16 protein-coding genes are annotated in these 19,129 nt (G+C 57.2%); 6 read left to right on the forward strand and 10 right to left on the reverse strand.

The annotated features are described in order from the left end of the window. Nucleotides 1-295: 295 nt before the first annotated feature. Genes ACIOWL_RS07065 through ACIOWL_RS07080 form a run of 4 tightly spaced genes read right to left on the reverse strand, consistent with a single transcriptional unit; the run spans nt 296 to nt 3,860 of the window. The gene (locus tag ACIOWL_RS07065) at nt 296-700 is read right to left on the reverse strand and encodes a universal stress protein (protein WP_400383048.1); all 405 of its coding nucleotides are present in this window, start codon (nt 698-700) and stop codon (nt 296-298) included. Beyond that, nucleotides 697-2,352, reverse strand: coding sequence for a tripartite tricarboxylate transporter permease (locus ACIOWL_RS07070; protein ID WP_400383050.1), 1,656 nt, complete (start codon nt 2,350-2,352; stop codon nt 697-699). Before ACIOWL_RS07070 ends, ACIOWL_RS07065 begins: the two co-directional genes overlap by 4 nt. Continuing rightward, the gene (locus ACIOWL_RS07075) at nt 2,353-2,856 is read right to left on the reverse strand and encodes a tripartite tricarboxylate transporter TctB family protein (RefSeq protein ID WP_400383052.1); all 504 of its coding nucleotides are present in this window, start codon (nt 2,854-2,856) and stop codon (nt 2,353-2,355) included. After that, nucleotides 2,853-3,860: a Bug family tripartite tricarboxylate transporter substrate binding protein gene (locus tag ACIOWL_RS07080; RefSeq protein WP_400383054.1), complete on the reverse strand. Its 1,008-nt coding sequence runs from the start codon at nt 3,858-3,860 to the stop codon at nt 2,853-2,855. Before ACIOWL_RS07080 ends, ACIOWL_RS07075 begins: the two co-directional genes overlap by 4 nt. A gap of 231 nt (nt 3,861-4,091) precedes the next feature. Between ACIOWL_RS07080 and ACIOWL_RS07085 the strand changes: the two genes are divergently transcribed. The 3 genes from ACIOWL_RS07085 (at nt 4,092) to ACIOWL_RS07095 (ending at nt 7,472) form a co-directional block, all read left to right on the forward strand. Further along, the gene (locus tag ACIOWL_RS07085) at nt 4,092-5,696 is read left to right on the forward strand and encodes an ATP-binding protein (RefSeq protein ID WP_400383056.1); all 1,605 of its coding nucleotides are present in this window, start codon (nt 4,092-4,094) and stop codon (nt 5,694-5,696) included. A 9-nt stretch (nt 5,697-5,705) separates the two neighbouring features. Then, the gene (locus ACIOWL_RS07090) at nt 5,706-6,377 is read left to right on the forward strand and encodes a response regulator (RefSeq protein WP_400383058.1); all 672 of its coding nucleotides are present in this window, start codon (nt 5,706-5,708) and stop codon (nt 6,375-6,377) included. Between the two features lie 81 nt (nt 6,378-6,458). Further along, entirely contained in the window at nt 6,459-7,472 is a 1,014-nt protein-coding gene (locus ACIOWL_RS07095; RefSeq protein ID WP_400383060.1) for an ADP-ribosylglycohydrolase family protein, read from the forward strand. A 38-nt stretch (nt 7,473-7,510) separates the two neighbouring features. Here ACIOWL_RS07095 and ACIOWL_RS07100 read toward each other — a convergent pair whose 3' ends face one another. Further along, nucleotides 7,511-8,071: a hypothetical protein gene (locus ACIOWL_RS07100; RefSeq protein WP_400383062.1), complete on the reverse strand. Its 561-nt coding sequence runs from the start codon at nt 8,069-8,071 to the stop codon at nt 7,511-7,513. A 401-nt stretch (nt 8,072-8,472) separates the two neighbouring features. Between ACIOWL_RS07100 and ACIOWL_RS07105 the strand changes: the two genes are divergently transcribed. After that, nucleotides 8,473-10,701 (forward strand): polyribonucleotide nucleotidyltransferase, encoded by a 2,229-nt coding sequence (locus ACIOWL_RS07105; RefSeq protein WP_400383063.1) that lies wholly within the window; start codon nt 8,473-8,475, stop codon nt 10,699-10,701. Nucleotides 10,702-10,855: 154 nt separating this feature from the next. Here ACIOWL_RS07105 and ACIOWL_RS07110 read toward each other — a convergent pair whose 3' ends face one another. After that, on the reverse strand, nt 10,856-12,199 hold the full coding sequence (locus ACIOWL_RS07110) for an MFS transporter (RefSeq protein ID WP_400383065.1): 1,344 nt from the start codon (nt 12,197-12,199) through the stop codon (nt 10,856-10,858). Nucleotides 12,200-12,349: 150 nt separating this feature from the next. On the opposite strand from ACIOWL_RS07110, the gene ACIOWL_RS07115 reads away from it, so the two are divergent. Beyond that, nucleotides 12,350-12,775: an acyl-CoA thioesterase gene (locus tag ACIOWL_RS07115; RefSeq protein WP_400383067.1), complete on the forward strand. Its 426-nt coding sequence runs from the start codon at nt 12,350-12,352 to the stop codon at nt 12,773-12,775. 77 nt (nt 12,776-12,852) lie between these two features. Next, nucleotides 12,853-13,794: a LysR substrate-binding domain-containing protein gene (locus ACIOWL_RS07120; protein WP_400383069.1), complete on the forward strand. Its 942-nt coding sequence runs from the start codon at nt 12,853-12,855 to the stop codon at nt 13,792-13,794. Nucleotides 13,795-13,890: 96 nt separating this feature from the next. On the opposite strand, the gene ACIOWL_RS07125 is transcribed toward ACIOWL_RS07120, so the two are convergent. The 4 genes from ACIOWL_RS07125 to ACIOWL_RS07140 are packed head-to-tail and all read right to left on the reverse strand — an operon-like array spanning nt 13,891 to nt 18,719. Further along, on the reverse strand, nt 13,891-14,511 hold the full coding sequence (locus ACIOWL_RS07125) for a Zn-ribbon domain-containing OB-fold protein (protein WP_400383071.1): 621 nt from the start codon (nt 14,509-14,511) through the stop codon (nt 13,891-13,893). Then, nucleotides 14,508-15,686 (reverse strand): thiolase family protein, encoded by a 1,179-nt coding sequence (locus ACIOWL_RS07130; RefSeq protein WP_400383072.1) that lies wholly within the window; start codon nt 15,684-15,686, stop codon nt 14,508-14,510. Before ACIOWL_RS07130 ends, ACIOWL_RS07125 begins: the two co-directional genes overlap by 4 nt. Further along, nucleotides 15,686-17,044: an MFS transporter gene (locus ACIOWL_RS07135; protein ID WP_400383074.1), complete on the reverse strand. Its 1,359-nt coding sequence runs from the start codon at nt 17,042-17,044 to the stop codon at nt 15,686-15,688. The genes ACIOWL_RS07130 and ACIOWL_RS07135 overlap by 1 nt, the downstream gene beginning before the upstream one ends. Before the next feature lie 49 nt (nt 17,045-17,093). Beyond that, a complete protein-coding gene (locus ACIOWL_RS07140) occupies nt 17,094-18,719 on the reverse strand; it encodes an ATP-dependent acyl-CoA ligase (protein WP_400383075.1) in 1,626 nt (541 codons plus the stop codon). Nucleotides 18,720-19,129 lie beyond the last annotated feature (410 nt).

The following is a 19,129-nucleotide window of genomic DNA, read 5'->3' on the forward strand; positions in this document are numbered from 1 at the left end:
TAAATAAGTGCTCGGTCGGAGCGGATGGTGCTACCGGCGCGGAATCTGGAGATGCAGAAATGTGGGCCGGTGTGTGCTGTGTGGAGCACATGCGCGATTGCCCTGGTCCGCAAAACCAACGGGATGATCGGGTCGGCTACTCCTCTAGTTTTCCGAGGTTTTCGAGTTGGTGAGCTTTGGAATGATGCGCCTTGAGTTGAGCTGCGGGGCCCAGAACTGATGTGTAGGCGATGAACGCAACCATCCCCGCGACCCGGTGGTGTACCGTGTCGCGGGGATGGGGTGCGCGAGGCTGTCAGGACCAGTCGTCCGGTGCCTTCAGGCTCAGTACCGGGCAGGTGGCTTGGAGCAGAATACGTTGGGCGGTGCTGCCCATGAGGAACTTGCCCATGGCGCTGCGTTTGCGCAACCCGATGACGATCAGCTCAGCCTTGCGTGCCTCGGCCACCCGCAGCACCTCGGCGGCCGCATCCCGGCCCTGGGAGAGGCGCTCGATCCAGAAGTCGATACCCTCGTGAGAAAGCCGGGCTTCCAGTTCATTGAACTGCCGGGCATCGATCAGCCGGTCATCGATCGGAGTATCACCCTTGGAGGAATTCACTACAACCAGCGTCGAGCCTGAGCGTTTGGCTTCCAGAATCGCCCGATCCAGTGCCGCCTTGCCGGCCGGAGAGGGGATATATCCCACGACGACACTCATGACTGGTCCTTTCGTTGGCCCTCGTGGTGCTGCGTCGAAGGTGGCACGGAGTGCACGGTGCGTTCGAGATTGTTGTCCGCAACGGTATTCAGGTCCTCGATATCGGCAAGATCATCGTTGCCGCCAACGGGTCCGTTAGCCGTCACAGCTTGGGCGCCATTTGAGCCGCCGCGCAGGCGGCGAGCCAACTTCAGAATCAGTGGGAAGAGCAACACCAGCGCGATGATCACGTAGATCGCTACGGCCAGTGGTTCGCTGAACAGCCCCGAGGCCTCGCCGCTGGAGAGCTGCAGCGTCTGGCGCAGCTGTTTTTCTGCACGCGGCCCAATGATCACACCCAAAATCAGTGGCAGTACCGGCAACCCGAAGCGGCGCATCGCGAATCCCAACGCGCCGATGACCAAAAGCAGGACCAAATCGGTGACCTGCAGGTTGACTGCAAAGGCCCCAAGCGTGGCGAAAAATAGGATCCCCGAATACAGGTAGGGGCGCGGAATTTTCAGAAGCTTGGCCCACATGGGTGCCAGCGGCAGGTTGATCAGCAGCAGCAGCGCATTGCCTATGAACAGGCTGGCGATCATGGTCCACAGCAGGTCCGGCTCGTTGTCGAACAAGAATGGGCCGGGCTGGATACCCTTCTGCACCAGGAATGCCAGCATCACCGCTGCGGTGGCGTTGGTGGGCAACCCCAAAGTCAGCATGGGCGTCAGCGTTCCGGCGGCCGAGGCATTGTTTGCAGCTTCCGGTCCGGCGACACCCTCGATGGCGCCGTGGCCAAATTCCTCCGGGTGCTTGCTCAGCTTTTTCTCGGTGACATAGGACAGGAATGTGGGCACTTCCGCGCCGCCCGCGGGCAGGGCACCGAAGGGGAAACCGTAAGCGGTTCCGCGCAGCCATGGTTTCCAGGAACGTTTCCAGTCCTGTTTGCCCATCCACGGGGTTCCTACCGGGATGGTTTTCACCGGGGTGCGGCGCAGGTGTGCGGCGATCCACAGTGCCTCACCGATGGCGAAAATCGCCACGGCAACCACCACAATATCCAGTCCGTCGGCCAATGGTGCGAAACCAAAAACCAATCGATTCTGGCCAGAGACCGGGTCCATGCCCACCAGCCCGATGGCCAATCCGATTCCAAGCGAGGCAAACCCGCGGATCTTCGAGGTCCCGAGCACCGCGGTGACGGTGATCAGCGCCAGCAGCATGATCGCCATATAGCTTGGGGCGCCCATGTTCACCGCGAAGTCGGCCACCAGTGGGGCAAAGGCCACCAGTAAGGCGGTTCCAATGGTTCCGGCAATAAACGAACCAATGGCGGCGGTGGCCAGTGCCTGGGCGGCACGGCCTGCCTTGGCCATCTTGTGTCCCTCGATGGCGGTAATGACCGTGGCTGATTCGCCGGGGGTGTTGAGCAGGATTGAGGTGGTTGATCCGCCATACATGCCTCCGTAGTAGATGCCGGCGAACATGATCAATGCGGCATCGGTTTCCATGCCGTAGGTGGCAGGCAGCAGCAGGGCGATTGCCATGGCCGGTCCGATACCAGGCAAAACACCCACCGCGGTTCCCAGCAGCACACCTAGGAAGGCGAATAGCAGGTTGACCGGGGTTAGCGCGGAGGCGAATCCCTCCATCAGCAGATTGAGTGTATCCACCTACAGCACCCCCTCTAGGATCCCGGCCGGGAGCTTGATGCCCAGGCCTAGGTAGAAGCCGTAGAACGATCCCACGGCGAGCGCAAGCGAAATGAGGAAGGTCAGCACATAGCGCCGACCGCCCAAAGCAATCACGGAACCGAAAAAGAGAAGAGTCCCGGAGATCACCCAGCCTGCCCAGTTGATCAGCAGGATGTTCAGCACAAACACACCCACCAGCGGCAGCAGGGTTTTCCAGTCAGTGGGCTGGCTCAGGTCAACATCTTCGCCCTCATCGCCTTCGGCAAGATTCCCGCGCAGCACCGTGACGCTCAACGCGATCGAGGTGACTACCAGAATCCCGGCAACCAAGTAGGGGACCGTTTTGGGGCCCACCGGGTCAGCCTGGGAATACGTCACGTGAATCTGCGACGCATCAACAAACACCAAAACGCCAAGGAAAAACAGAAACGCGGCGAACAGCAGCTCGACGCGTTTCTTGGATGGCGTAGCTACCTGGCTCACGCCAGACCCAGGGCTTTCAGGACATCGGCAACACGCTGATCCTGCTCGGTGAGGAAGGCGGAGAACTCTTCGCCGGTGGCAAACGCATCGGTCCAGCCATTGGTTTCAAGCGCCTGCTTCCAGGCCTCGGATTCGTGCATCTTGGTCAGCGCATCAATCCACTTGGTTTTGTCGGCCTCGGAAATCTCTGGCGGGGCAACCACACCTCGCCAGTTCGTGAAGTTCAGGTCGATGCCCGACTCGATGAAGGTCGGAGCGTCAACGTTTTCCAGGCGCTCTTCGCCACTGGTGGCCAGCACCCGGATCTCGCCCTTTTCGATCTGCTGCATGTATTCGCCTGCACCGGAAGCCGCCACATCCACCTTGTTGCCCAGGATGGCCGGGAGCAAGTCGCCTCCACCGTCATAAGACACAAAGTTCACCTTGGTGGGGTCAACACCCACCGTTTGGGCAAGCTGCATGGGAAGCAGATGGTCCGGTCCGCCGGGGGAGGAGCCGCCCCCGACGCTAATGCTCGCCGGATCCTGTTTCCAGGCCTCGATAAGATCATCGATGGTTTTGAACTCCGAATCCTTGGAGACCATGATCGCTCCCGGCTCCTCGATGAGCTTGGCAATCGGGGTGGTATCGGTCAGTTTTGCGTCGGTGTTATTGGTGTAGCTGGCACCGACCACACCCAGGCCCATCAGCATCGACAAGTCGCCGTTGCCAGCTTCATTGACAATACGAGCCAACCCGACGGTACCGCCTGCGCCGGCAAGGTTGAAGACCTCCGGATTGGCGGCGATATCGGTTTCCTCCATCACCTTGGCGGCCACACGCGCGGTGGTGTCATATCCACCACCGGGGGTGTTCGGTACCAAGATCCGAAGGCCTTCGATGGGACCTGATCCACCGGTGGTTTCGCTGGGATCGGTGCTTGAGCTGGTGACGCCGCAGCCGGTGGCAGCGAGTGCTAGACCGGCGGCAACGGCGGCCAAGCGCAGGGATTTGAATGATCGCATGTTGATTCCTCATCGAATCGGTGGGTGAGTGGAATTCCTCCACGTTATGCCTACAAGTGACACGCATCACGTTTGCGTACACAAAGTAGATATTGTTCATTGTGTAACCGGATAGGGGGCTGTGATTTGCCTCATGAACGTGATGGGGTTATCTGGTCACAAAAAATCTACCTCACACCCTTGGGCCGCAATGCCGGTTGGAGCGGTGGGGTACATGTCGAGGGAGTGCAGATGGCAGTCGGTACCTCCGCCTCCGCGCGGCCGAGGTTCAAATTTAGCCTTGCCGCTCAGTACCTGGTCTTGCAGTTGTTGCTCATCTGCGTGGTTTTGGTCGGAGTGGTGGTCCTGACCGTCGGGCAGGCGATTGCGAGCTTCGAGGAATCTGAAGGGCGGCGCAGCCTCTCTGCGGCCGAATCCCTCGCGGCCAACCCGCTTTTACGCACCTTGCTCCCGGATGCGCAGCCACGACAGGGAGCCGCCTTGCCGGCCATGGCCGAGACCGTACGCAGCGTCTCGGGGCTGCGTTTTGTCAGCATCTCCACCAGCGACGCAACGATTGTGACCTCCAGCCATCCAGATGAGATCGGCACAAAATCAGTCCCGCCCGAAAGCACTGTGCTGGCGGGCCGGGCTTGGAGTGGAGATGTGAACCGCGGGGGCAACAGGGTGCTGATTGCCCAAGTGCCGGTTTATGACGTAGAGGGCGTGATGGTGGGTTTCGTGACGGTCGGCCAGAACTATCCGAGTACCGAAGAGATCTTCAGTGAAGTCGCGCCCACCACGGCACTGGTGCTCCTGGTGTCGGTGCTGTTAGGCGGTGTCGGCTCGGTATTGCTCTCTCGCCGGGTGAAAAAACAAACCCTTGGGATGGAACCGGCAGAGATTGCTGGACTTGTCGAATACCGCGAAGCGCTGCTGCACGGAGTGCGCGAAGGAGTGGTGTCTATTGGCTCGGACCGCAGGATCACCCTGGCCAATGACGAGGCGCGCAAGCTGCTTCAGCTGCCCACGCGGTGCGTGGGACGAACCTTGGAGGAGCTTCAGATGCCCGGGGCGGTCAGCCAGGCATTGATGACCGAGCAGCCTGTCCCTGACCGGCAAATGCTGGTGGGTGAACGGGTCATCGTATTCAACCGTATGCTGGTTTCCTCCTCGGGCCGTGACCTCGGGTCGGTGACTACGTTGCGTGACCGCACGGACTTGACGCTTTTGGAACAGGAACTCGGCGATACCAAGGCCACTACGGATATGCTTCGGGCGCAGACCCACGAATTCGCCAATCAGCTGCACACCATCTCCGGGCTCGTGCAGCTTGAAGAATACGGCGAGGTTGTTAACTTTATTGACGGGGTGAGCTTCAGCCGAAGCCGTATCTTTGAAGAGATCGCCGCCCGCATCACTGATCCGACCATCGCTGCCCTGCTGATTGCGAAAACCAGTGTGGCCACCGAGAAGGGAATCATGATGCAGCTGGGGGAGGAATCCGGACTTGAGCGTTGCGATGACGAACTGGCCCGCGACCTGACTACCGTCATTGGCAACCTCGTCGACAACGCCATCGACGCGGTGGCCGACGCATCGGCGCCGAGCATCAAAATATCGCTCACCGCGAGCGATGGGCTGATTACGGTGATCGTTAGGGACAATGGTGTGGGTGTCACTGAGGACGAACTCGGGGAGATCTTCACCCAAGGCTATTCCACCAAGGCCAGTTCCAGCGCCGGAGGCAGGGGATTCGGTCTTGCCCTCACTCGTCTGATCTGCCGCAGACGCCTCGGTGATGTGCAGGCAAGCAATGACCACGGTGCATGCTTCACCGCCACACTTAGAAAGTAGGACTTCTCCTTGATCAAGGTACTGGTGATCGACGACGACTTTATGGTCGCCAAAGTTCATTCGGGATTTGTGAACAGCGAGCCCGGGTTCGCTGTGGCGGGTGTGGCCTACACCGCCGCGGAGGCGCTACGCGCGGTCAAAACGCTGAAGCCGGATCTTGTGCTGCTCGATATTCATCTGCCCGATATGAACGGCCTTGACCTGCTCCAACGCCTGCGCGAAGCCACACCGGAACTCGATGTGATTGTCATCAGCGCGGCCCGCGAAATGGAAACTGTGCGCCGGGCTTTACGTGGGGGAATAGTCCACTATCTGATGAAGCCCTTTTCTCGCGAGGACCTGCACGACCGGCTGGAGCACTACCGGAAAACCTATCGTTCGATGCGCGAACCGGACCAGCCACTTGACCAGGAAGAGGTCAATCGGCTCTTTGGGCTGGGTGGACAGGGCCGGAAACCATTACCCAAGGGATGCAGTGTAGAAACCATGGGACTTGTCGAGCGGATCCTGCGAGAATCGGCCAAACCGATTTCAGCAAGCGAAACCGCCGAGCAACTCGGCACCTCGCGGGTGAGCGCTCGCCGGTACCTCGAATACCTCGCCGACGAAGGTATCGCCCAGGTCAGCTTGAAATACGGCGGGGTGGGCAGGCCCGAACGGCGGTACTCAGTGGGCGCTTGAGCCCGGAGAACTGTCGGTGCCGTTGGGTACATTGTTGGTAAAGCGTCGACGCTGTTCAACGACGAGTGATTAGGGGACAGAATGAAATTCACCAATGACCTCCAAGACCGTGCGCGCGGGGTCCTGTTGGGGCTGGCCTCCGGTGACGCGCTTGGTGCCGGATACGAATTCAAGCCCGCCTTTGGGGCCGGAGAGCCGGTGGATATGATCGGCGGCGGCCTGGGGGACTTTGCACCTGGCGAATGGACCGATGACACCTCGATGGCTATTGCCATGGCGCAGGCTTTGCTGGCATCTGGTGGGGCGGCCTCGGAGGCTGCCTGCACGCAGATGGTGCAAAGCTGGGCAGACTGGGCCAAGACTGCGCCGGATGTGGGGGTGCAAACCAGTGCGGTGCTACGTGCGGCTCAAGTGTTGGCCCGACAGGATGGAAGGCAGCTTCCGATTGCACCTGACGCCAGGCAGGCGGCAGAGGCCGCGCATCACCGCACCGGACGTTCCGGTGGCAACGGGAGCCTGATGCGGACCGCCCCGCTCGCCCTGGCGTACTTGCATCGTCCCGTGGAGGAAGTTTATGCGGCGGCAGTGAAACTCAGCGCACTGACCCACTTTGATTCGGAAGCCGGCGAGGCCTGCGGTCTGTGGAGCGTGGCGATCCAACACGCGGTGCTCACCGGGGAGCTGGAGATTCGTGCGGGTTTGGGCCTGCTGGCACCGGCGCGAGCCGAGCTCTGGGAACAGCGCATCATTGCGGCGGAAAACGCCGCACCACGGGATTTCGCCAACAACGGCTGGGTGGTCGAAGCATTCCAGGGTGCTTGGAGTGCCATTAGCGCCGCCACGGTACAGGGATTGGATCCGGAACCATCGAGCCAGCAGGTTTTGGTTCGGTCGTTGGAAGGCGCCGTGCGCGGCGGGGTGGATACCGACACCGTGGCCGCGATTGCCGGCTCGTTGATCGGCGCGGCCTGTGGCGCCTCGGCAATTCCCGGGCGCTGGCTTGGGATGCTGCATGGCTGGCCCGGGCTCACCGCCGCAGAGCTGAACGGTATTGCCCTGGAGCTGTCCGCTGAGGGGGCATCGAGCAAGGCCTAGGGCTTCGGGAGCGTACCGGCATTCACCACGTATGCCGGCTATTGCTCAACAGGTGGCCAGTTCTCGCGGGTGGCCTCATAGGAATGCTCTTGGTCCCGGGTCACTACGGTCACGCTTTGAAGGTTCTTGTCCCGTGCGCCAATGCGAAGCATGGTGTTGCTGCCGACGTAGGCTAAGTCGCTGAAAGCATCGGTTTCCCAAGCGTACGGTTCAAGTGTCAGCACCAGGTGCCCGTAGCGCGGCGCCTGGAAAGACTCGATATGGCCGTGCGGGTCACTCGGATACCACTTGAGAAAATCGGCGGGCTCATCGATGTCCATGACGACATCTTCCCAGCCTTCATTGATGTCATCCATCCAATCCTGTTTTTTCTCCTCGGCCCAGGCCGCAAGTTCTTTTTCGGACGACGGGTTGCTTGGCGCGGAATCGGTTGCGCTGGGAACCGCCGGGGTCTGTCGCGAATCGTGTTCAGATGGTGCGGAGGCTTCCGAGGCTTGGACCGTCAGTTCACTAGCTGCTGTCGACTCTGCGTGTGTGCAGGCGGAAACCAGTAGGGTGCCAATGGCAATAAATATCAGGGCTGCGGGTTTGTGATTCATGGACCTTCCTCAGATCAAGTTTTTTGATTTTACTTACACAGCACCGCTTTAAGGTACTTGGGGACGTGCAATGTATCTCGGTCAAGTGAAGTCGTGGTCTTTAACGTGCATAAGTTTTGGTGCCGCCCACATGCCCAAAATCGGCAAAAACTGCGCCGTTGGGCAATTCCCGGTAGGCTTAGATGTGGATCGGTGCACCTTGTGCCGAGTCCCGAATGAAAACAACTCCCAGGACTGACTAACCGTTGGTCCCGACCGCCAGTTTCGCGGTCCTCGGTAGTGATCTTCGCAGGAACCGCAGCCGGTTCACGCGCGGGTCTCGATCGAAGACCAGATCTGGGTAGGGCTAAACGGTTCGCTGATCCAATACATGGGAGCGATTGAAAGGAGTACCCCCTTACATGGAGGGTCCAGAAATCCAATTCGCCGAAGCCGTCATCGACAACGGTCGTTTCGGCTCGCGCACCATCCGTTTCGAGACCGGCCGCCTTGCCAAGCAGGCTGCCGGTTCCGCAATGGTCTACATCGATGAAGAGACCGCACTGCTTTCGGCGACCACCGCCGGCAAGCACCCGCGCGAAGGTTTCGACTTCTTCCCGCTGACCGTGGACGTCGAGGAGCGTATGTACGCTGCCGGCCGCATCCCGGGCAGCTTCTTCCGCCGTGAAGGCCGTCCGTCGACCGAGGCCATCCTGGCCTGCCGCCTGATGGACCGCCCGCTGCGTCCGGCCTTCGTCAAGGGCCTGCGCAACGAGGTCCAGGTGGTTGTCACCGTTCTGGCCATCGATCCAGATGAGCTGTACGACGTCGTTGCAATCAACGCGTCCTCGATGTCCACCCAGCTCTCCGGCCTGCCGTTCTCCGGCCCTATCGGTGGCGTTCGTGTTGCCCTGGTTGATGATGGAAACGGTGCCCAGTGGGTTGCCTTCCCGCGTCACTCCCAGCTGAAGAACTCGGTCTTCAACATGGTTGTCGCCGGCCGCATCGCCGGAGACGACGTTGCCATCATGATGGTGGAAGCCGAAGCTACCGACAACGCGTGGGAACTGATCAAGGAACGCGGCGCAGTGGCCCCAACCGAAGAGGTTGTTGCCGAAGGCCTTGAGGCCGCCAAGCCGTTCATCAAGGTACTGTGCGAGGCCCAGGCTGACCTGGCTTCCCGAGCGGCCAAGGAAACCGTTGAGTTCCCTGTCTTCCGCGACTACGAAGAAGATGCCTACGCCGCAGTCGAGGCCGCCGCTTCGACCCGCCTGGCAGAGATCTACACCATCGCCGACAAGCAGGACCGTGACAACGCTTCCAGCGACTACAAGGATGAGATTCTTGCAGAGCTGACCGCTGAAGGCAAGGGCTTCGAGGACCGCGCCGGTGAAATCTCCAAGGCCTTCGGCTCGCTGACCAAGCACATTGTGCGTCAGCGTATCCTGACCGAGCAGGTCCGCATCGACGGCCGCGGCCTGGCTGACATCCGTCAGCTCTCCGCCGAGGTCGAGGTGCTGCCTCGCGTGCACGGTTCGGCGATCTTCGAGCGTGGCGAAACCCAGATCATGGGTGTCACCACCTTGAACATGCTGAAGATGGAGCAGCAGATCGACTCGCTGTCCCCAGTGAAGTCCAAGCGCTACATGCACAACTACAACTTCCCGCCATACTCGACCGGTGAAACCGGCCGTGTGGGTTCGCCGAAGCGCCGCGAAATCGGCCACGGTGCACTGGCCGAGCGCGCACTGGTTCCAGTGCTGCCAAGCCGCGAGGAATTCCCATACGCCATCCGCCAGGTCTCCGAGGCGCTGGGCTCCAACGGCTCGACCTCCATGGGCTCGGTTTGCGCCTCGACCCTGTCGCTGCTGAACGCCGGTGTGCCGCTGCGCGCCGCTGTGGCAGGTATTGCCATGGGTCTGGTTTCGGACACCGTTGACGGCGAAACCCGTTACGCTGCCCTGACCGACATCCTGGGTGCCGAAGACGCCATGGGCGACATGGACTTCAAGGTTGCAGGTACCGCCGAGTTCGTGACCGCAATCCAGCTGGACACCAAGCTCGACGGCATCCCAGCTTCGGTTCTGGCTGCTGCGCTGACCCAGGCTCGCGAAGCCCGTCTGCACATCCTGAACGTGCTCAACCAGGCGATCGACGCCCCGGATGAGCTGAACGTCAACGCTCCACGAATCATCTCCGTGAAGATTCCAGTGGACAAGATCGGTGAAGTTATCGGCCCTAAGGGCAAGATGATCAACCAGATCCAGGAAGACACCGGAGCGGACATCTCGATCGAAGATGACGGCACCGTACTGATCGGCGCAACCAACGGCGAATCCGCCGAGGCTGCCCGTTCGGCCATTAACGCCATCGCCAACCCTCAGGTTCCTGAGGTCGGCGAGCGTTACCTGGGCACCGTCGTGAAGCTGACCACCTTCGGTGCGTTCGTTTCGCTGACCCCGGGCAAGGACGGTCTGCTGCACATCTCCGAGCTGCGCAAGATCAATGACGGCAAGCGCGTTGAGGACGTTGAAGACGTCGTCGGCGTTGGCCAGAAGATCCAGGTTGAAATCACCAAGATCGATGACCGCGGCAAGCTGTCGCTGGCACCGGTTGTTGAGGAAGACGCCGAGGCTGTAGCCGCCGAGTAATCTCGCCGGTCAGTTTTTACGAAGTCCCGTTCCACCTAGCCGGTGGGGCGGGACTTTTCGTGTTCCTGGGCACACAACAGGGCTGAGGCTGCCGAAAAGGTGCCCCACCGAAACGAATCTCGGCGGGGCACTTGGTGGTTCTCTTTGTGGATCGTTAGTCGGTGACAAGCTCCTTGCCGACGCTCGGCGAACTCGATTTGTCTTCGGTGATGCGAGGTGGGATCAGGGCGACGGCCACGGCAGCGATTACACCTACGATGGCGAAGAAAATGAAGTTGAACTCGAAGCTAACCCCGGTCGCGGCGATCCAGCCACCGATGATTGGACCTGAAATTGCTCCGATGCGGGCGAATGACAGGGCCCAGCCCGTTGCGGTTCCGCGCTGTGCGGCTGGATAGTAGTCAGCGATGTATCCGGTCAAAACGAGCGAGGTGGAGATTGAGCCAACACCCGCAAAAGCAACAAGGCACAGATTCACGAACATGGAGTTCGGGAACATCAGCATCAAGATGCCGCCGGCACCGAGCAGGTAGAACACCACCAAGATGACCTTCTGTCCGTACTTGTCGGCAAGGTAACCCAGGATTAAGCCGCCAATTGCGGAAGCCAGCGAGAAGACCAGCAGGAAGGTCAGTGAGGAACCCAGATCGTAACCGGCCTTGCGCATGATCTGCGGCAACCAAGTATTCAGTCCGTAGACCAAAACCATGCCGCAAAACAGCGAGATCCAAAAGAACACGGTTGAGCGCAGGTACTTGCCGGAGAACATCGCACCCATGACTTCACGCCACGGCACCTTCTTAGCCGGGCTGGCTGGAGCCTGCGGCTGGTAGTTACGAACGTTGAGTTTTGAAGCAAGCGACTTGGCTTCGGTAATGCGGCCCTTGGCCACAAGATATTCCAACGACTCGGGCAGCAGCCAAGCGATCACCGGAAGGACGAGTACCGGCAGGGTGCCGACGGCGATGACCCAGCGCCAGCCGAGCACCGGTAAGAGCGCCATCGCAACCAAAGCGGCGGCGACAATCCCCAGAGAGTACCCCGAGTACATGATGCCGTAGTTCAGCGAACGTTTTTTCGGCGCTGAGTATTCAATGGTCAAGGCGGCTGCAACGGGAATCACTCCACCCATACCCAGTCCACCGAGGAATCGGAATAAGCCGAAGATTTCCGGGGTCGGTGCCAAAGCCGCCCCAGCTTGGGTGATGGTAAAAATCACCATGGAAACAAGTAGCATCTTCTTGCGTCCAATGACATCGCTGAGAGTGCCGATGAACAGCGCGCCAATCAGCATGCCAACCAGTGCGTAGGCGCCCAATCCTCCTAGCTCCAGCGGAGTTAATGACCACTGTTTGTATTCGGCCAGGGCTGGCAAGACCGCACCCAGGACGCCCACGTCATAACCTTCGGCCAGAATAGCCAACCAACACGCGAACAGCACCAACCCCGTAGTTCGTTTGGGAATATTCCACGCTTCAACGGTCTTGCTCGTAACCATGTTGCTCCTCAGCCAGATGTTTCGACGGATTCTCTGATTCACATATTATGGCGTTAACGTGACGAGCGTTACAATAGTTCTAGATAAGTATTTTCGAAACTTCGGGAGTGCATGATGAATGGTGCCGGACGGCATGGGCGAATTGAAGACATGGTTGAAAGCTATCTCGCGGGAGCGCTGGCTGGTACCGCTAACGAGCGTGTTATCGAGTGGGTTGATACCGATGCCGCGGGGCATCAGCACAACTCCGCAATCATGAGATTTGTGGAAGCGGCGGAGTCGAAATTGTTTCGCGAACTTGATCTTCCGGAGTACTTTCCCATCGCTCCGCGCGTACGGCAGGAAGTTGACTACAGGGCCAAGCTCTTTTTCGGTCAGCGTGTCACCACGGCGCTACGTATTGATCGGTTGGGGGAGAAGTCCATGAGCTTTTCGTTTGAGGTCTTCGGCCATGAATACGAGGGGCGGCCAATCGTGGAAGCGGCCTCGGGCAAATTCGTCACCGCTCATGTTCCGCTCGGTTCTGACCGGTCCAGGCCGTGGCCCGCATCAATTCTCCGAGTACTGGTTTCCTAGCGACTAGGTACGCTGACAATAGGTCCCAGCGAGGGTTATCTATACTTTGGGACAGTAGCAAAAGATAGGATCATCCGATGGACTATGGAGTGATGCTCGGCAGCGATATCAAGATTCGACACCTGGTACTAGTCGTGGCAATTTTCGAGTACGGTAGCCTAGCCCGGGCCTCAGAAGGGCTATTTATGACCCAGCCTGCTCTTAGCCGCGCGCTTAAAGAGGCCGAAACTGCGGTTGGCGGAGCGCTGTTCGAGCGTACGCGCCAAGGGATGCTTGCTACCCCAGCCGGCAAGGCATATGTCGAACACGCACGTTCCATTCTCGGTGAAGTAGAGACTCTGCGTAGACGTGTACGAGAGCTCAATGACCCGAACAGCTCGTCGGTTTCTGTAGGAGCTTTTGTTACCGGGGCGAACTTACTGGTACCGCGAGCGGTCGCGCACTTAGCTGAAGACCATCCAAATACCATAATTCGAATCAGCGAGGCACCTCCGGAAACGTTGATTCAGGAACTGATAACAGGTGATCTGGATCTTCTAGTCGGACGAATCACTCCGCATCCAAGTACCGCTCAATTGAAACTTGTCTCACTCTATCGGGAACCCTATCGCATCGTTGCGAAACAGGGGCATCCTGCCCTTGAACGACACAACAAAAAACTGCATCGACTGGCAGAGTTTCCTTGGGCTATGCCGATCGCGGGAACGCCACTGTACGATTCATTGATCGACGAGTTTAACGCATCCGGGGTTCCGTTGCCCAAGCGTCGATTGGAATGTGCAACACCCGCACCGCTGCGAACGTTACTGCTTGAATCTGGTTATTTGGCGATTATGCAGGAGTCGATGGTGGAAACTGAACCGCAGCTGCAGATGCATTCATTGAAGATTTCGGGTCTTGCTCAAGATGTCGGTTACATGCTTAGCCCAGATCGTCCACTAACACGTGCTACAGAACTCCTGATCGATTACCTAACCAGCGAGGCAAACCGTATCGGGCAGCAACTGGCTTCGCTATAGTCGGCCCAAGAGCTTGGCCTGCCGACAGGCATCCACGAATCGTGAATCGGTTTTCTATTCCTGTGGATGCCTGGCAGCGAGAAGGCGGGCATCGAATCAGTTCATTCGAATGAAAATTTCGTCGTTCGTGCCACGGCCATGCTTGGCGGACGCCACTGAACTTGCCCCGTGCGTCAGTGCGAGTTGGATAAGCTCTTGCGCAAACGGCGAATTGATGTCATCCAACAAGATCTTCTTGCCAACAAGTGAACTATTAAATTCATTCCCCCATGGCCTCGGAACGTCCGTTTCATGAACCCTGCTTTCAATCTCAGGTCGGGCTACCAATACAGGGCGTCCCGACTCATCTATTCGAATGTCGACGATGACTTTTTGATCTACGCTGCAACCTGGCAAGAGGTGGCAAACTAAAGAAACATCATTGATATTGCGCACCATTCCTATTCGCCAAGGAAGCCGCTCGGAGAAGTAGGGCTCGTTGCTGACCCGAATGAGTGTTTCGGCCAGTAGAATTCCCGAACCATCAACAGGCTTCCACGAAAATTCTCCACAGAGGCAAATTCTGCACGCATCACTAGGTGGGTACTGGATCTCACCGCAGTCGATGCAAGACTGCAACGTGAGATTGCCGCAGAACGCGCCTCGTAAAAGGCCCAAGGCTGTGGAACTCCGCGCCGCAGGTGGCTGAACGGCATTGAATTGTGATGTTTTGGTCATGATTCGCTCCGAGTCAAGATTGCTGCAGCTGTGCAAAGACCACGGTCATAATTGATCATTCCAAATCCAGACACGAGCCCGGTCGCGCATTCCTTTGTCTGTTCTCCGAGCGGTTTATGCAAGATCTGCCTGAGCAGTTCGACGGTGCCAAGATGCCCACCTGCGGCACCGGCTTGCCCCGTCGAGAGCTGCCCGCCGGACGTGTTATGCGGGAATGATCCATTTGTAGTAAACGTATGGTTGCGGACGAATTCTGGCCCTTCGCCCTTGGCACAGAAACCTAGATCTTCAAACTGAATCATTGAAATGACTGGATAGTCATCGTAAGTCTGCACGACGTCGATGTCCGTATGGGAAACCCCTGCCATATCCCACAATTCTTGGGAATCAACTTGCCATCCGCCACGTGTCTGGATTTCGTCTTTGGGAAAGGCATTATGCCGCTCAATCGCGCTTAGGAGGACTGCGTAGTCGATACCCAGCGCCTCCGCAGTGACGGAATGCATGACGAGGTATGCTTCAGCGCCGGAGCAAGGCATCACACAGTCAAATAAACGGAGTGGGTCGGCAATGAGGCGACTGCGGAGATAGTCGTCAATTGTCAGTGGATCCTTCAATAGAGCAATCGGGTTAGATCCGGCATTCAGGCGTTGAGAAACAGCTAACTTTCCGAAGTCCCCGGCCGTTGCGCCGAACTGACGCATGTAATGGTTAGTCAGCATTGCAAAGCTTCCATTGGGACCAGCTCCGGCGTAGGGATAAGCTGCATCTTGTGAGAAACGGCTGAATGAAGTGACCAGATCACGGAACGCGCCGGGCTTGTTGATGTCGGCACCGATGCAAGCCACTATAGTTGCATCTCCTGCTTGGACTGCCCTGGCCGCTCGCCGGAGTCCAACGAGACTGGACGCCCCACCCATCGCGATTCCATCGACCCATCGAGGACTGAGCCCCAAATGTTGTGTCATGGCTGCTGGACCGTCGGGTGCCAAGGTGAATGATGAAAGAGACAAACCATCGATCTGATCCTTAGAGATCCCGGACTCCTCACAAAGCTTGCGCAATGCTTGTCCGATCCACCACTGAACCGGGTGTTCCGAATGACGTGAATAAGGGACGGTAACAGGTACCGCTACGGCGACGCCTTCGTATCCTTGCCGAATCGAGGCTCGCATCACTTGACCTCGGATTCGACGATGAAATGTTTATCTGGAGTGCTTTCGTGCCCTTGCCCGTTGGCCTGAACTCTGCGCTGACCGAGATTCCTCGAAAATGCCAACGCTATCAAAGTGATGCAAGCCAAAATGATGGCATAGATGGAGACGGGGATGGAGCTGTCATATTTCAGCAGCAATGCCGTGGCGATAAGGGGAGCTAGGCCACCGGCTACAACGGCTGCTACTTCGTGGGCTATCGACATGGCGGAGTATCGAATCTTGGCAGAGAATAGTTCATGGAAGAATGCCGGCTGAGCTCCAATCATTGCGGCATGACATAGCCCGTTGGCCATAAAGAAGGCTAGAAGAATCAATGGCGCAGAATCTGACTGAATGAGCGTGAAGAAAGGGAACGCAAGGACAATGAGCATGAGTGCACCGAATGTATAGACCCTACGGCGACCAATCTTGTCGGATAGATGCCCGAAGAAAAGCGTGGTTCCGAATGACATGATCATCGAAAGCATGCAGCCGATAAGTAGAATTCCTTGGTCAACCCCAACATGGACACCGTAAACGATCGAGAAGGACAGGAATAGGTAGGAGCCACCATTTTCGGCGATGCGCAGTCCCATTCCAATGAGGATTTCCTTCGGATGCGTTTTCAGTGCTTCGATCACGGGGACGCTACTGTGTTTCGGTTCATTTGAATCTTTGAAATCAGTGTTGTCAGGCAACCTGAAACGAATGTACATTCCTACGACAAAAATCAGGAGCGAGAGCATGAACGGAATTCGCCAACCCCAACTGAGGAATTGTTCTTCAGGCAGCAGCTGAACCAAGAAGAATGCTCCTGCGGATAGCACGAATCCCAAGGACACCCCGGACTGACTGAACGCCGAGAGCAAGCCCCGTCGTTCGGCCCCAGAGTTTTCGCTGATGAGAAGGACTCCGCCGCCCCATTCGCCACCTGCCGCAATGCCTTGAACAATTCTCAATAGGATCAGAAGGATTGGCGCAACAATACCAACCTGCCCGTATGTGGGTAGCAACCCCATGAGGAATGTCGCTGCGCCCATGATCGATAGTGTCAAAACAAGAGAAGTCTTCCTACTTACTTTGTCGCCAATATGGCCAAAAATGAGTCCTCCCAGCGGTCGAGCCGCGAAACCTACCGCAAAACCGGCGAATGCACCCATCGTTCCTACAAGCGGGTCGACGCCGGCAGGAAAGAAAAGGCGACCTAAAACTAACGAGGCGGCAGTCGCATACAAGAAAAAGTCGTACCATTCTAGAGCGCTGCCAAAGAGCGAGGCTATCACGTATTTCTTGACGTCGCGAGAGCCGTTTTGCTGAGTAACACCTTTGGTGCCCATTTTGTCCTCCTCAATCGTGGATCTAAAGTCATCGCATGGTGCGATCGGGTTATCTCGTGAGTACATATGTTGAGTTGTCTCTGTCCCACGTTGTTGGTGTGATTCCGGTTTCTCTCAAAACAAATTTCTTGATTTTTCCGTTCTCTGTAGTTGGCAGTTGAGCAACGATATCTACGTATCTCGGAATAGCAAAGTAGGAAAGAATAGGCTGGCAATGATTCATGAGGGTGAGTGGGTCTAAAATAAATCCGTCATTAAGTACCAATGACGCCATCACTTCGTCTTCCGCTAGCTCGGACTGCACCGGATATACAGCGACATGTTTGACAGCAGGGTGTCGACAGATGGCTTGTTCGACTTCGAAAGACGAGATGTTCTCGCCACGTCTGCGAATTACGTCTTTGATCCGGTCCTTGAAAACAAAGTATCCTTCGTGGTCACGGATGACTCTGTCGCCAGTATGTAGCCACAAGTTCTTCCACGTTTCGATGGTCTTTTCAGGCATTTGGAAGTAACCGGAAGAGAATGCGTTAGGCTCGTCAGCGCGTAGTAATAATTCACCCGGTGTTCCATCCGGAACAGCAATTCCTCGTTCGTCAACGACTGCTGCTTCAAATCCTGGACGAACCGTGCCCATTGTGCCAGTCTTACGTTCTGGATAGCTGGAACCAATGACAAAATTTGACTCAGTTGAAGCGAAACCATCGAGAAGGTGAGTGTTGAACCTCGATTCAAATTCTCGTGCGGCTTCAGCTGGAACGCCTGGGGCCAAAATGACTCGCACATTGTGCTGCTTGTCGGCTTCGGAAGGGGGCATGGACAGGAGAAACGGCACCATGGCGCCCAATAGGTAGGTGACGGTTGCGTCTGATTCACGAAGTGACGGGAGAAAGCCCGAAACCGAGAAACGGTGCTTGAAAAATGCGCTAGATCCAGTGATGAGTGCTTGGAAGAACGTGCTTAGAGCATTGGTGTGAAAGAGTGGCAGTGATGTGAGCAGGACGTCGCCGGCGGTCAATTCCAGAATATCGGCGTTGTGAAATGCCCACCAGAAATACTGTGCGTGCGAGCAGACTACACCTTTAGAAACTCCAGTGGTCCCGGAAGTGTAGAGAATGACTAGCGGATCGGAATCGTCCGCATCATGCGCTTCGAGTGTGGAGTCTGACAGTTTCCACTCGTGAGTTGAAAGGTTTGATTCGTCTACGAGGTTCGGTGAATTAGGGCCAATGGTGAGGACAGTCTTTAGTGCCAAGCCCGATACGTCGAGGAGCCCCAGTTTTTCTAGATGATGGTCTCCGGCAACGAGCAGTTCTGCTCCACTGTTTTCGAGCATGTGCTGAAGTTGTTCTCCCTTGGCCGCCGTATTTAGTGGAACCGTTACGGCTCCTAACCAGGCTGCTCCGAGGAAAACTTCAAAGAATTCAGGAATGTTGTCGCATATTAGTGCAATTCGATCTCCTGGAGTGACGCCGTATTGTTTTAGGGTCCAGGCACCGCGAGCGGCGATGTTCGTTGCCTGTGTATTGGTGACAGTACAGCCATCGAAGCGATACAAGACTTCATCTGGAATGGATGACGCCTGCTGAGTCAACATGTTCTGAAGAGATCTTGACCCTGACGGGAACTCTCTTTTGAGGCGATCCAATGGTGGGCGATGAGTGGATTTGGACATGACGGGACACTCCATTTCAATGTGAGAGGTGGGTCACAGTGAAGTTATAGGAATGGTGTGTCGAGCGTCAATAAGTCTCCGCACCTTCGCTTAGGGGTGCTCTCGCACTGAATGCGCCACGGGAATTCTTGCGCGGCAAACTTGCTGCGCCGGGGGCAAGCTCTCGAATCGATTGAAATTGACTAAGGTCATTGCTTTATCTAATTGTAGTGATTGTATTTGCGCTAAAAGATATACATAAGAGGGTTTAGTGTCAGTCTTGATTCACGAAAGCCTGAGGGGTGCAAGTGGTTTGGGGTTGCATTTTCGCTCCATTGGAGGAGGAAAGTGTAATGGTCCGACGGTGACTCATTTGAGGAGGTTGCTTGATTGGTCTTTGGCCTCTGATAGATTTACTAGCATCACCTCGT

Source organism: Glutamicibacter sp. NPDC087344, assembly GCF_044744225.1.
Taxonomy (GTDB): Bacteria; Actinomycetota; Actinomycetes; order Actinomycetales; family Micrococcaceae; genus Glutamicibacter.